Genomic DNA, 12,627 nt, shown 5'->3' with positions numbered 1-12,627 from the left:
TCATGATGCGGGGCCTCATGATGCGGGTTGGAAGTACTCGACGTCGACCAGCCGGTCGCCCTCGTAGACCAGCGTGGTCACCGAGGCCAGCCCGCACTGCCGTCGCCGCGGGTCGTGCCAGAGCCGCTTGCCGGTCAGGTGCAGCCGCACCGTCCACACCGGCAGCTGGTGGCTGACGCACACCACCTCATGGCCGGCGGCCCGGGCGCGCGCCTTGTCCACCGCGGTCGTCATCCGGGCGGCGATCTCGGTGTACGGCTCGCCCCAGGACGGGGTGAACGGGTTGCGCAGCTGCCACCAGAACCTCGGGTCCCGCCAGGCGCCGTCACCGGGGCCCACGCGGCGGCCCTGGAAGAAGTTCGTCGATTCGATCAGGTCGGGGTCGGTGTCGACGGTCAGGTCGTGCCTCGCGGCGATGGGCGCCGCGGTCTCCTGGGCCCGCTGCAGCGGCGAGGAGATCACCGCGACGACGTCGCGACCGGCCAGCGCGTCGGCGACCGCCTCCGCCTGCGCCCGGCCCGCCTCGGACAGGTGGAAGCCGGGCAGCCGGCCGTAGAGGATCCCGCTGGGGTTGTGCACCTCGCCGTGGCGGACCAGATTGACCCGGGTGTGCTCGGCCATCAGGCCTCCCCCGGCGTGGCCGCGGCGGCCGCTCGAGCGGCGCCGGGCAGCGCGGCGGCGATCCGGTCGAACGCGTCGTCGTCCAGGGCCGCCGAGACGAACCACGCCTCGAAGGCGCTGCACGGCGGGTAGACGCCGGCGTCCAGCAGCGCGTGGAAGAACGGCGGGAAACGCCAGGTTTGGCTGGCCCGCGCGGACGCGAAATCGGTGATCGGCGCCTCGGAGAAGAACACGCTGAGCATGTTGCCGGCCCGCGGAATCTGGTGCGGCACACCGGCTTTCGTCAGCGCCCCGGACAGCAGGCCGGCCAGCCGGTCGGCGTTGGCGTCCAGCTTGGCGTAGACCGCGTCGTCGGCGGCGCGCAGCGTCGCCAGCCCGGCGGCCATGGCCACCGGATTGCCGGACAGCGTGCCGGCCTGATACACCGGCCCCAGCGGGGCCAGCCGCTCCATCACCTCGGCGCGCCCCCCGAACGCGGCGGCCGGCAGCCCGCCGCTCATCACCTTGCCGAAGGTGAACAGGTCGGCGTCGACGGGATCGATTCCGTACCAACCGCTTCGGCTGACCCGGAAGCCGGTCATCACCTCGTCAACGATCAGCAGCGCGCCGTGCTGCGCGGTGATGGCGCGCAGCGCCGCGTTGTAGCCGGAGCCGGGCGGGACGACGCCCATGTTGCCGGGGCTGGCCTCGGTGATCACCGCGGCGATCTGGTCGCCGTGCTGGTCGAACGTCTCTCGCACGACGTCAATGTCGTTGTAGGGCAACACGATTGTGTCGGCCGCAGCGGCCCCGGTGACCCCGGGCGAGGACGGCAGGCCCAGCGTCGCGACCCCCGAGCCCGCGTCGGCGAGCAGCGCGTCCACGTGCCCGTGGTAGCAGCCGGCGAACTTGACGATCTTGGCCCTGCCGGTGAAGCCGCGGGCCAGCCGGACCGCGCTCATGGTGGCCTCGGTGCCGGAGTTCACCAGCCGGATCCGCTCGACGGGCGGCACCCGGCCGATGATCTCGGCGGCCAGCCGGGTCTCCGCCGGTGTCGGCGCCCCGAACGACAGTCCCGTCGCCGCCGCCTTGGCGACCGCGTCGACGACGGACGGGTGCGCGTGGCCCAGGATCATCGGGCCCCACGAGCAGACCAGGTCGACGTAGCGGTTGCCGTCGGCGTCGGTGAGGCGGCAGCCGCGCGCCTCGGTGATGAACCGGGGGGTGCCGCCCACCGCCGCGAAGGCGCGCACCGGCGAGTTCACCCCGCCCGGAATGACCGCGCAGGCCTCCTCGAACAGCTTCGCGGAGGCGCGCACGGCTCCCCCGGTGCGCGGGGTGGCCTGGTCGGTGCTGCCCATGACGACTAGTGTCCCAGCCTCCGCGGGGTGGCCAACTACAGGGTGTAGCAGGAGCGGGCTCGCGGCTTGCCGGGCGCGGGTTGAAGTCGGCGGGGGCCGACGAGTTGGATTAGCGTCATGCAACTCCCACAAGGACTCGCCCGCTTCAACCGTCACGTGACCAACCCCATCCAGCGGATGTGGGCCGGCTGGCTCCCGCCGTTCGCGATCGTCGAGCACGTCGGACGCCGCTCGGGCAAGCCATACCGCACCCCGGTGAACGCGTTCTACACCACCGTCGACGGGAAACCCGGCGTGGCGATCGTGCTGACCTACGGCCCGGACCGCGACTGGCTGAAGAACCTCAAGGCGGCCGGGGGCGGCCGGATGCGCCGCAACGCCAAGAGCTTCGGCATCGCCGACCCGCGCGTGGTCAGCAAGGCCGAGGCGGCACCGCACGTGCAGCGCGCGTGGCGGGCCGCGTTCGCCCGGCTGCCGTTCGAGCAGGTGGTGCTGCTCACCAAGACCGACTGACGGTGGTCGCCCCGCGCCGCGGCGGCTGCGGCTGATGCGCATCACCAAGATCCTGGAACGGCCGGTCGGGCTGCGCGCCGGCCCGGGCGGCGGCCCGGCCAACGCTGTGGTCGACTTCTCCGCCCACACCGTGTCCCTGGTCGCGGTGTTCACCGACGTGGTCAGGGCCGGAAGGCCGGTGGTCGGGGTCGCCTTCGACTCGATCGGCCGGTTCGCGCAGAGCGGGATCCTGCGCGACCGGATGATCCCGCGCCTGGCCGCCGCCTCCCCTGACGCGCTGCTGGACGATTCGGGGCGGGTCGACCCGGCCGCCGTGCTTTCGTGTGCGCTGGCCGACGAGAAGCCCGGCGGTCACGGGGACCGGGCCGCGGCCGCCGCGGCGTGCGAGCTGGCCTGCTGGGACCTCAACGCGAAACTCGCCGACGAGCCCGCCTGCCTGACCATCGCGCGCCACTTCGGGCGGGAGCCGGCCGCGTCGGTGCCGGTGTACGCCGCCGGCGGCTACTACCACGCGGGCCGCGGCCTCGACGCCCTGCGCGGCGAGATGCGCGGCTACCTCGACCTGGGCTACGACGCGGTCAAGATGAAGATCGGCGGCGCGCCGCTGCCCGAGGACCTGGCGCGCGTCGAGGCCGTCGTCGACGTCGTCGGCGCCGCCTACCGGGTCGCCGTCGACGCGAACGGCAGGTTCGACCGGCCCGCGGCGCTACGGTGGGCGGCGGCGCTGGGCGGCTACGGCCTGCGCTGGTTCGAAGAGCCCGGCGACCCACTGGATTTCGAGCTGAACCGCGCGGTGACGGCCTGTTACGACGGCGCGGTCGCCACCGGGGAAAACCTGTTCTCGGTGCCCGACGTGACCAACCTGGTCCGGTACGGCGGCATGCGGCCGGGCCGCGACGTCTTCCAGATGGACGCCGGCCTGAGCTACGGGCTGAGCGAATACGCGCGGATGCTCGAGGTGCTCGAGTCCAACGGCTTCGACCGCCGGTTCGCCTTCCCGCACGGCGGGCACCTGATCAACCTGCACATCGCCGCCGGGCTGGGGCTGGGCGGCTGCGAGTCCTATCCGGGGGTGTTCGCGCCCTTCGGCGGCTACCCCGACGGCTGCACCCTGTCCGCCGGGCGGGTCGCGCCGACCGACGCACCGGGCTTCGGGCTGGAGCAGAAGGCCGGCCTGGCCGAATTGATCGCCGAACTGACGGCCTGACCCCGGGAGCATGCGGATGAAGATCGCGGTAATCGGCTGCGGCGCAATGGGTTCCATCTACGCCGCCAGGCTCGCCGCTGCCGGCAACGACGTCCTTGCCGTCGACCCCGACCGGCCCAGCATCGAGCAGATGAACCGGCACGGGCTGCGGGTCACCGGCCCCGGCGGCGCCGACGACCAGGTGGTGCCGCTGCGGGCGAGCACCACCGCCCCGGCCGAGGCGATGGACCTCATCGTGCTCGCCGTCAAGGCCGCGAACGTGAAAGACGGTGCGCGGCAAGCGCTTCCGATGCTGGGTCCGGACACCCCGGTGCTGACCATCCAGAACGGTCTCGGGTCCGCCGAGACCGTCGCCGCCGTCGTCGGCGAGCAGCGCGTGGCGGTCGGCATCGCCAGCGGGTTCGGTGCCGCGCGGGTGGCTCCCGGGCACGTGCGGCACAACGCGATGCGGGCCATGCGCTTCGGCGCCTACTCGTCGCTGCCGCACGCGACGGTCGAGTCGATCGCGAAAGCCTGGGCCGACGCGGGATTCGACGCCGCCGCCGTCACCGACATCGCCGCCATGCAGTGGGAGAAGCTGATCTGCAATGCCGCCTACAGCGCGCCGTGCGCGCTGACCGGGATGACGGTGGGCCAGGTGATGGACGACCCGGAGATGGGCCAAGTCAGCCGGGCGGCGGCGACGGAGGCCTGGACCGTCGCCCGCGCCTCAGGCATCGCGGTCGCCGTCACCGATCCCGTCGCGCACGCCCGCGCCTTCGGCGCACAGATGCCCAACGCCAAGCCGTCGGCGCTGCTGGACCACGAGGCGCGCCGGGTCAGCGAGATCGACGTCATCAACGGGGCGGTGCCCCGCCAGGGCGCCAAGGTCGGCATCGAGACGCCCGTGAACGCGACATTGACCGCGGTGGTCAAGGCCGTGGAAAGGCAGTGGGGCGCCGGCTGACCGGGCTGGACGCCAGCGCCGAGATCGACGCCAGCGTGTAGCTCACTCGATGTTTTCCACGCTGGCGTCGATTTCGGCGGTGGGCGAGGAGGGCGCCACGCCGATCCGGCCGCGGGCACGAGTGGCGAAGTACAGCCCGATGACCACCGCCCAGGACAGCAAGCCGAGCCAGAGCTGGCTGCGCGCCGAGCGGTCGAACGCCATCTGCACCAGCATCGCCGTGACCGCGGCGAGGGTGAACACCGACAGCACCGGGAAGAGCCACATCTTCACCCGCAGCTTCTCCGGCGGGGTGCGGCGGCGAAGGATGATTTGCGACAGCGCGATCAGCCAGTAGACGAACAGGATGACGGCACCCGACGAGTTGAGCAGGAACAGGAACACCGTGCCCGGCGCGAGCCACGCCATCACGACGCAGCCGAATCCGACGGCCGACGAACACAGGATGGCGACGTGGGGGACGCCGCGCCGGCTGAGCTTGGTCAGCCGCACCGGCGCCTCCCCCCGGGCGGCGACCACGAACAGCATGCGCGACGCCGTGTACAGGCCCGAGTTAAGGCAGGACAGCACCGCGGTGAGCACCACCGCGTTCATCAGCTGATCCGCGCCGGGCAGACCCATGTGTTTGAGCGCCGCGACATATGGCGAGGCGCCCACCTCCACCGAATTCCACGGCAGGATCACGACGAGCAGAAAGACCGAACCGACGAAGAACACCCCGATGCGCGCGACCACCGATCGCGTCGCCCGCTGGACGGCGAGCTCGGGGTCGCGGCTCTCGGCGGCGGCGACGGTGACGATCTCGGCGCCCACCATGGAGAAGATCACCACCACGATGGCGGCGAAAACCGCACCGACGCCGTGCGGGAAGAAACCGCCGTGCGACGTGAGGTTGGAAAAATCCGTGTTATGCCCGGGCAGGAACCCGAGGGCGAACACCGAGCCGACTGCAAGGAACACCGCGATGGTCGCGACTTTGATTCCGGCGAACCAGAATTCGAATTCGCCGAACGACGTCACCGAGAACAGGTTCGTCGCGGTCATCAGCAGCATCAGGCACAGCGAAAGCAGCCACAACGGGGCGTGGAACCAGTAGCCCAGCACCTTCCCGCCGGCGACCGCCTCGAACCCGACCACGATCACCCAGAAGTACCAATACAGCCACGCGACCGAAAACCCCGCCCAGCCACCAAGCGCGGTTCCCGCGTAGTCGGCGAACGATCCGGTCGACGGGTTCGCCGCGGCCATCTCGCCCAGCATCCGCATCACCAGAATGATCAGCAGGCCGCACAGCGCGTACGTCAGGAACGCGGCGGGCCCGGTGTCCCGGATCACCACGCCCGACCCGACGAACAATCCGGCGCCGATCACACCGCCGAGCGCGATCATGCTCAGCTGCCGCTGCGACAGCCCTTGGCGGAGTTGGGTGCCTCCCATGACAGTGATTATTCAGGTGCTTGCCGCCACCACGGCTCTATTGACAGCATGTCATCATGGCATGTGATGCTATGCTGTCAATCATGCGGACCACGGTGACATTGGATGACGACACGCTCGTCGTCATCAGGCGGCTGATGCGTACGCGCAACGTGTCGTTCAAGCAGGCTCTCAACGATGCCATCCGGCAAGGCGCACAGCGGCAACCGGCTCCCGCGGTTTTCGAAACGCGAACAGCGGATTTGGGTGTGCCGTCGGTCAACCTGGACCGGGCCCTGCAGATCGCCGGCGAACTCGAGGACGAGGAACTGATGCGACGACAGCGCCGCCGCGCATGAGGATCGTCGACGCCAATGTCTTGCTGTACGCCGTAAACACCGCCGCAGACCACCACGGGGCCTCACGCCGCTGGCTTGACGGCGCGCTGTCCGGCGGAGACACCGTCGGCCTGGCGTGGGTGCCGCTACTCGCATTCGTGCGATTGACGACTCGTCATGGGCTTTTTCCTTCGCCCCTGACCGCCGACGAGGCAATGGCTCAGGTGCTTAATTGGTGCACCGCACCAGGGGCCCTCATCGTGGAGCCGACACCGCGCCATGGCGACGTGCTATCCGGGCTGCTGTCGCAGGTCGGCGCGGGAGGAAATCTCGTCAACGACGCGCACCTGGCCGCTTTGGCGATTGAGCACCGCGCACGAATAGTCAGTTACGACAGCGACTTCGGACGGTTCGATGGCGTGCGGTGGGAAACACCGGAGTCATTGCTGAACTGAGCCCGGTCGGCCTCAGAAATACAGGTCGCGCTCGCGGATCAGCGCCGTGGCGAGCACGCTGATCACCGCCGTCGCAACCAGATACCCGCACGCCAACCACGGCTTGCCGCCGGCCGCCGCGATCAGCGCGGTGAGGATCATCGGGGTGACCCCGGAGGCGTAGATGCCGGACACCTGGTAGACGAACGACAGCCCGGTGTAGCGAGTGCGGGTGGGATACAGCGCGGAATACAGCGTGCCCTGCGCGCCGTAGAGCAGCGCGTGCACCACACCGAACACCACGACCATCGCCAGCCCGAACCAGAGCAGGTTCCGGGTGCCGAACAGAGCGAACGCGGGGAAGGCCGCCAGGCCGTAGCAGACCACGCCCGCCAGGTACACCCGCCGCGCGCCGAGGCGGTCGGTCAGCGCCCCCGACACGGGCAGCAGCACCGCCATCAACAGCGCGGCGATGGTCACCACCACCAGGACCGGCACCCGGTGCAGACCCAACGCGCCGGTGGCGTAGCTGATCGCGAAAACGCCCCAGGTGTTGAACGCCGAACCCTCCGCCCAGCGAGACAGCAACCCCAGCACCGTGTTTCGCCTGGAGCGCGGTTCGCGAACGATGTCGCGAATCGGCACGGTGGCCTCGGCCTCGGCCGCGCGCAGCTCGCGGAAGGCGGGGGTTTCCTCGACGCGCAACCGCACCACGATGCCGATCGCGACGAGCACCACGCTCAGCAGGAACCCGATTCGCCAGCCGTAGGCCAGAAACCTGTTCTGCCCCAACACAATCTGTAAGAACGCGAATATGCCTGTGCCCAAGGCCAATCCGAGGGCCAGGCCGACCTGGGGAACGGCCCCGAAGCGGCCGCGCCGCCCGCCCGGGCTGTGCTCGACGGCCAGCAGCACCGCGCCGGCCCACTCGCCGCCGAGCGCGAAGCCCTGCAGGATGCGCAGCACCAACAGCAGGATCGGCGCCCAGGCGCCGATCTGCGCGGCGGTGGGCAGCGCCCCGATCAACGCCGTCGCGCCGCCCATGATCAGCATGGTCAACGCCAGGCTGCGCTTGCGACCGATCCGGTCGCCGATGTGGCCGAACACCAGACCGCCGACCGGCCGCATGACGAATCCGACGGCGAACGTCGCGAACGCCAGCAGGGTGCCGACCAGCGTGCCGGCGTCGGGGAAGAACACCTTGTTGAACACCAGGCCGGCCGCGGTGGCATAGAGGAAGAAGTCGTACCACTCGACGGTGGTGCCCAAAAGGCTTGCGGCGACGACGATCCGCAGGCGCCGTCGTCGCTGAACGTCCGATTCGAGGTGAGGTTCCGGCGCCGCCACCCCCGTGGCGGGCAACGTCGTCGCCATGGCTAGTGCGCCGAGGCGACCGCGAACGGCGTCGACGGCGCCGGGCGCGACCGGCGGTTGGGGTGCCGCCACAGGCCCGCCCGCTCCAGCAGCGGCAGCACACCCTCGCCGAACCAGTAGGCCTCTTCCAGGTGCGGGTATCCCGACAGGATGAAGTGGTCGATGCCCAGCCGCGCGTATTCGGCCAGCCTCTCGGCGACCTCGGCGTGCGACCCGACCAGGGCGGTGCCCGCTCCCCCGCGCACCAGGCCCACCCCGGCCCACAGGTTGGGCGCGACCAGCAGGCGCTCGCTGCTGCCGCCGTGCAGCTCCAGCATGCGGCGCTGGCCCTCGGATTCGCTGCGCGCCAGGCTGGCCTGCACCCGCTGCACGTCCGCCGCATCGACGGCCGTCAGCAGCCGGTCGGCCTCCGCCCACGCCTCCTCGGAGGTCGGGCGGGTAATCACGTGAATTCGCAAGCCGTACCGCAGAACCCGGCCGGCGTCGGCGGCGAGCCCCCGAATCCAGTCCAGCTTCTGCCCGACCGCCGCCGGCGGCTCGCCCCAGGTGAGGTAGACGTCGGCGTGCTCGGCCGCCACCGGCCCGGCGGAGCCCGACGACCCGCCGAAGAACACCGCGGGGATCGGGTCGGGCGGGTTGTCCAGCCGCGCGCCCTCGACGCGGATGTGGTCTCCGGCGAAAGTCACCGGCTCGCTCGAGGTCCACAGCCGCCGCACCACATGCAGGAACTCGGCGGTGCGGGCATAGCGCGACTGCTTGTCCAGGAAGTCCCCGTAGGCCCGTTGCTCGTGCGGTTCACCACCGGTGACGACGTTGAGCAGCAGCCGCCCGCCCGAGTGCCGCTGGAAGGTGCCGGCCATCTGCGCCGCCAGGGTGGGGCTGAGCAGCCCGGGGCGGAACGCGACCAGAAACTTCAGCGTCTCGGTGCCCTCGATCAGCATTGCCGTCGTCAACCAGGCGTCCTCACACCACAATCCGGTGGGTGTGAGCACCGCCTCGAAGCCGTTGTCCTCGGCGGCCGCGCAAATCTGGTGCAGATAGCGCAAAGTCGCGGGCCGATCGCCATGCATCGCCGTGCCGTGGCCGCCCGCGACCAGGTTCCGGGAATCGCCGTACGTCGGCAGAAACCAATGAAATGCCAAGCCCATTCGAGCATCCTGCAAAACATCGGCAGGCGGTGCGAGGCTTGAAACCGCCGAGATTCCAACTCGGCCGCCAGCGCCGCCACGGGCGCGGCGTCTTCGGTTGCGGCAGAGCGCGATACGGGCCCCGCAAAGATCACCGCCTCGTGACCGTGAGATCACACCAGATCACGCAATGCTTGCAATTCGGCGTGGCTCGGCCGGGAATGTGTGCTCGGCGCGGCATTATTGCGATCATGCCGAACCTGACCCGTCGTGCCATGTTGCGTATGGGCGTCGGAGCCAGCGCGGGAGCCGCCGGAGTGTGGGCGTTGAGCGCCCTCCTGGATCCGCTCGAGTCGCGCGCCGCGACATTGCCGCAAGCTCCCGCACCGTTCGAGCCCTCGGCGGCGGGCAGCACCCTGTCGAACAGGCTGACCGGCTCGTTCATCTCCGCGGCGCGCGGCGGGGTCAAGACGAACTGGGTGATCGCCCTGCCGCCCGGCCCGAACTCCCAGAGCGGGTCGTTGCGTCCGGTCATCGCCCTGCACGGCAAGGACGGCAACGCCAACATGGTGATCGACTGCGGCGCCGAGAAGGGGCTCGCCCAACTGGTCAAGGAGGGCAGGCCGCCGTTCGCCGTGGTGGGGGTCGACGGCGGCAGCAACAGCTACTGGCATCGCAGGGCCTCGGGCGAGGACCCGGGCGCGATGGTGCTCGAGGAGCTGCTGCCCATGCTGTCCTCGATGGGCTTCGACACGTCCCGGGTGGGCTTCATGGGGTGGTCGATGGGCGGCTACGGCGCGCTGCACCTGGGCGCCCAGCTGGGCCCGGCACGCACCGCCGGGATCTGCGCGATCAGCCCGGCGCTGTACACGTCGTACACCGCAAGCGCCCCCGGCGCGTTCGACAGCTACGACGACTGGGTGCAGAACAGCGTGATGGGCCTGCCGGCCCTGTCGCAGATCCCGCTGCGCGTGGACTGCGGCACCGGGGACCGGTTCTATTTCGCCACCCGCCAATTCGTCAACCAGCTGAAAAAGCCTCCGGCGGGCAGCTTTTCGGACGGGGGACACGACATGGACTATTGGCGCGCGCAATTGCCCGCCGAGCTAGCCTGGATGGCGTCCTAGCCAGAGGCCGATGACGATCCCGCAGAACCAGCCCGCAGGCCGCCAAGTGGAGCGGCCGGTGAAGCGGACCGGATTCCGCCCGGACATCGAGGGCCTGCGCGCCGTCGCGGTGATCGCCGTCGTCGCCTACCACGCGGACATACCGGGCGTCGCGGGCGGTTACATCGGCGTGGACGTCTTCTTCGTCATCTCCGGCTTCCTGATCACCCGGATGCTCTGGCGCGAGGTGACCACCAACGGCACCATCCGGCTCGGCCGCTTCTACGGGGCGCGGGCGCGACGGCTGCTGCCGGCCGCGGCCACCGTCGGGGTCGCCACCGCCGCCGCGGCGGCCGTGGTGCTGCCGCCGCTGCAGGCGCGCAGCGTCTTCGTCGACGGCATCGCCAGCGCCCTCTATGTCGGCAACTACCGGTTCGCCGGGCGGGGCACCGACTACCTGGCGTCCAACCTGCCGTCGCCGTTCCAGCACTACTGGTCGCTGGGCGTCGAGGAGCAGTTCTACCTGGTGTGGCCGATGCTGATCATCGGCACGGCGTGGGCCGTTCGGCGGCTGCCGCCGCTGCGCGGCCGCACATCCCCCGCAGGACCGTATGCGCTGGTCCTTGCGGCGGTGGCCGCGGCGTCGCTGGCGGCGGCCGTGCTGTGCACCCGCACCTCGCCGGCGTGGGCGTTCTTCTCGCTGCCCACCCGCGCCTGGGAGCTGGCCGCCGGCGGGCTGGTGGCCCTGTCGATCCGGCACTGGCGCCGGCTGCCGCTGCTGCCCGCGGCGATCGTGGGCTGCGGCGGCCTGGCCCTGATCGTGCTGACCTGCACCCAGCTGGGCCCGCACACCCCGTACCCCGGCACCGCGGCGCTGCTGCCGGTCCTGGGCACCGCGCTGGTGATCGGCGGCGGTTGTGTCACCGGCAGCCTCGGCGCCGGGCGCCTGCTGTGCCGGCCGATTATGCGGACGATCGGCCGAATCTCGTACTCGTGGTACCTGTGGCACTGGCCGGTGCTGCTGCTGATGCCGCCGTTGCTGGGCATGCCCGCGGGCCTGCCGGGCAGGCTGGCGGGGGCGGTCGTCTCGGCCGGGCTCGCCGTGCTCACCCTGCACCTGGTGGAAAACCCCGGCCGGTTCGCGGCCGCCCTGCGCCGGTCGGCGCGGACCAGCCTGGTCGTGGCCGGCGCCGCCAGCGCCGCCACGGCGGGCGCGTGCCTGCTGCTGCTGACGGCGATACCGGTGCCGGTCGGTCACGGCGGGGCCGCGCCGAAGGCCAACATCGTCGCGCTGCCCCCGGCGGCCGTGCCCGACCTCAGCCCGCAGGAGGCCGCGGTGCGCCAGGCCTTCGCGCAGGTGCGCGACGCGGTCGCGGCGTCGGCGAGCCTGGGACCCGTCCCGTCCAACCTGGACCCGTCGCTGGCCGCCGCGCCGGCCGACAAGGCGGCGGTGTTCGTCAACGGCTGCACGCGATCCTGGCGTGACGTCGGGCAAGCCGAGTGCGCTGGAGGTGACGCGGCTTCGCCGACGACCGTGGCCCTGGTCGGGGATTCGCACGCCGCCATGTGGTACCCGGCCTTCCAGCAGGTCGCCGAGCAGCGGCACTGGCGGCTCGAGACGCTGGCCAAGGTGACCTGCCCGCTGCAGGACCTGCACATCGTCAGCCCGTACCTGGGCCGCGAGTACACCGAGTGCGAGCAGTGGCGCGGCCAGATCATGGCGCGGCTGCAGGCCGAACGCCCGCGTCTTGTGGTGCTGAGCATGAGCCGGCGCTACGGCGCGGATTTCGGTTTCACGTCGTACGACCCGGCGTGGATCGACACCCTGGGCCGCACCGTCGCGCAGCTGCGCCAGATGGGCTCGACCGTCCTGGTGCTCGGGCCGGTCGCGGATCCGCGTTCCTCGGCGCCGGCCTGCCTGTCCGGGCACCTCGACAACGCCGCGGCGTGCGCGCCGCCGCGGCCCGACGCGGTCAACGGCGACGGGGTCGCGGCCGAGCGGACGGCGACGACGGGCGCCGGCGGCCAGTACGCGGATCTGACCGACCTGTTCTGCGCCCCCGCGCGCTGCCCGATGATCGTCGGCAACACCCTGGTGTTCCGCGACGACAACCACGTGACGACCGAGTACTCGCAGCTGCTGACGCCCGCGATGGGCGCGCTGACCGACCGCGCGGTGGCGAACGGATGAGCCGCCGATGAACT

12 protein-coding genes are annotated in these 12,627 nt (G+C 71.1%); 7 read left to right on the top strand and 5 right to left on the bottom strand.

Annotated elements, in window-relative coordinates; translation table 11 throughout:
- Positions 1 to 15 precede the first annotated feature (15 nt).
- Both AC5Y6X_RS19340 and hemL read right to left on the bottom strand, forming a co-directional pair.
- Positions 16 to 621, bottom strand: coding sequence for a histidine phosphatase family protein (locus AC5Y6X_RS19340; RefSeq protein ID WP_499988498.1), 606 nt, complete (start codon positions 619 to 621; stop codon positions 16 to 18).
- Positions 621 to 1,961, bottom strand: a complete 1,341-nt coding sequence (gene hemL / locus AC5Y6X_RS19335) for a glutamate-1-semialdehyde 2,1-aminomutase (RefSeq protein WP_499988497.1) — start codon at positions 1,959 to 1,961, stop codon at positions 621 to 623. Before hemL ends, AC5Y6X_RS19340 begins: the two co-directional genes overlap by 1 nt.
- A 117-nt stretch (positions 1,962 to 2,078) precedes the next feature.
- Between hemL and AC5Y6X_RS19330 the strand changes: the two genes are divergently transcribed.
- From AC5Y6X_RS19330 to AC5Y6X_RS19320, 3 genes are read left to right on the top strand one after another with little or no spacing between them, the layout of a single operon-like run.
- Positions 2,079 to 2,474 (top strand): nitroreductase family deazaflavin-dependent oxidoreductase, encoded by a 396-nt coding sequence (locus AC5Y6X_RS19330; protein WP_499988495.1) that lies wholly within the window; start codon positions 2,079 to 2,081, stop codon positions 2,472 to 2,474.
- Positions 2,475 to 2,508: 34 nt separating this feature from the next.
- Positions 2,509 to 3,681 carry an enolase C-terminal domain-like protein gene (locus tag AC5Y6X_RS19325; protein WP_499988493.1) on the top strand — a complete coding sequence of 391 codons (1,173 nt, stop codon included), beginning with the start codon at positions 2,509 to 2,511 and terminating at the stop codon, positions 3,679 to 3,681.
- 16 nt (positions 3,682 to 3,697) lie between these two features.
- Positions 3,698 to 4,627: a ketopantoate reductase family protein gene (locus AC5Y6X_RS19320; protein WP_499988491.1), complete on the top strand. Its 930-nt coding sequence runs from the start codon at positions 3,698 to 3,700 to the stop codon at positions 4,625 to 4,627.
- A 42-nt stretch (positions 4,628 to 4,669) separates the two neighbouring features.
- Here the strand turns inward: AC5Y6X_RS19320 and AC5Y6X_RS19315 are convergent, their stop codons facing one another.
- A complete protein-coding gene (locus tag AC5Y6X_RS19315; RefSeq protein WP_499988489.1) occupies positions 4,670 to 6,064 on the bottom strand; it encodes an amino acid permease in 1,395 nt (464 codons plus the stop codon).
- A gap of 83 nt (positions 6,065 to 6,147) precedes the next feature.
- Between AC5Y6X_RS19315 and AC5Y6X_RS19310 the strand changes: the two genes are divergently transcribed.
- Both AC5Y6X_RS19310 and AC5Y6X_RS19305 read left to right on the top strand, forming a co-directional pair.
- Positions 6,148 to 6,402: an antitoxin gene (locus AC5Y6X_RS19310; RefSeq protein WP_499988487.1), complete on the top strand. Its 255-nt coding sequence runs from the start codon at positions 6,148 to 6,150 to the stop codon at positions 6,400 to 6,402.
- The gene (locus tag AC5Y6X_RS19305) at positions 6,399 to 6,836 is read left to right on the top strand and encodes a type II toxin-antitoxin system VapC family toxin (protein WP_499988486.1); all 438 of its coding nucleotides are present in this window, start codon (positions 6,399 to 6,401) and stop codon (positions 6,834 to 6,836) included. Before AC5Y6X_RS19310 ends, AC5Y6X_RS19305 begins: the two co-directional genes overlap by 4 nt.
- Before the next feature lie 12 nt (positions 6,837 to 6,848).
- On the opposite strand, the gene AC5Y6X_RS19300 is transcribed toward AC5Y6X_RS19305, so the two are convergent.
- A complete protein-coding gene (locus AC5Y6X_RS19300) occupies positions 6,849 to 8,189 on the bottom strand; it encodes an MFS transporter (protein ID WP_499988868.1) in 1,341 nt (446 codons plus the stop codon).
- A 2-nt stretch (positions 8,190 to 8,191) separates the two neighbouring features.
- The gene (locus AC5Y6X_RS19295) at positions 8,192 to 9,337 is read right to left on the bottom strand and encodes an LLM class flavin-dependent oxidoreductase (protein ID WP_499988484.1); all 1,146 of its coding nucleotides are present in this window, start codon (positions 9,335 to 9,337) and stop codon (positions 8,192 to 8,194) included.
- 230 nt (positions 9,338 to 9,567) lie between these two features.
- Here AC5Y6X_RS19295 and AC5Y6X_RS19290 point away from each other — a divergent pair, with 230 nt between their 5' ends.
- Positions 9,568 to 10,443 (top strand): alpha/beta hydrolase, encoded by an 876-nt coding sequence (locus AC5Y6X_RS19290; RefSeq protein WP_324681108.1) that lies wholly within the window; start codon positions 9,568 to 9,570, stop codon positions 10,441 to 10,443.
- Positions 10,444 to 10,489: 46 nt separating this feature from the next.
- Positions 10,490 to 12,613, top strand: coding sequence for an acyltransferase family protein (locus AC5Y6X_RS19285; protein WP_499988866.1), 2,124 nt, complete (start codon positions 10,490 to 10,492; stop codon positions 12,611 to 12,613).
- Positions 12,614 to 12,627 lie beyond the last annotated feature (14 nt).

This window comes from Mycobacterium sp. NGS26 (genome assembly GCF_059813025.1).
This window is presented reverse-complemented; position numbering and strand designations above follow the sequence as displayed.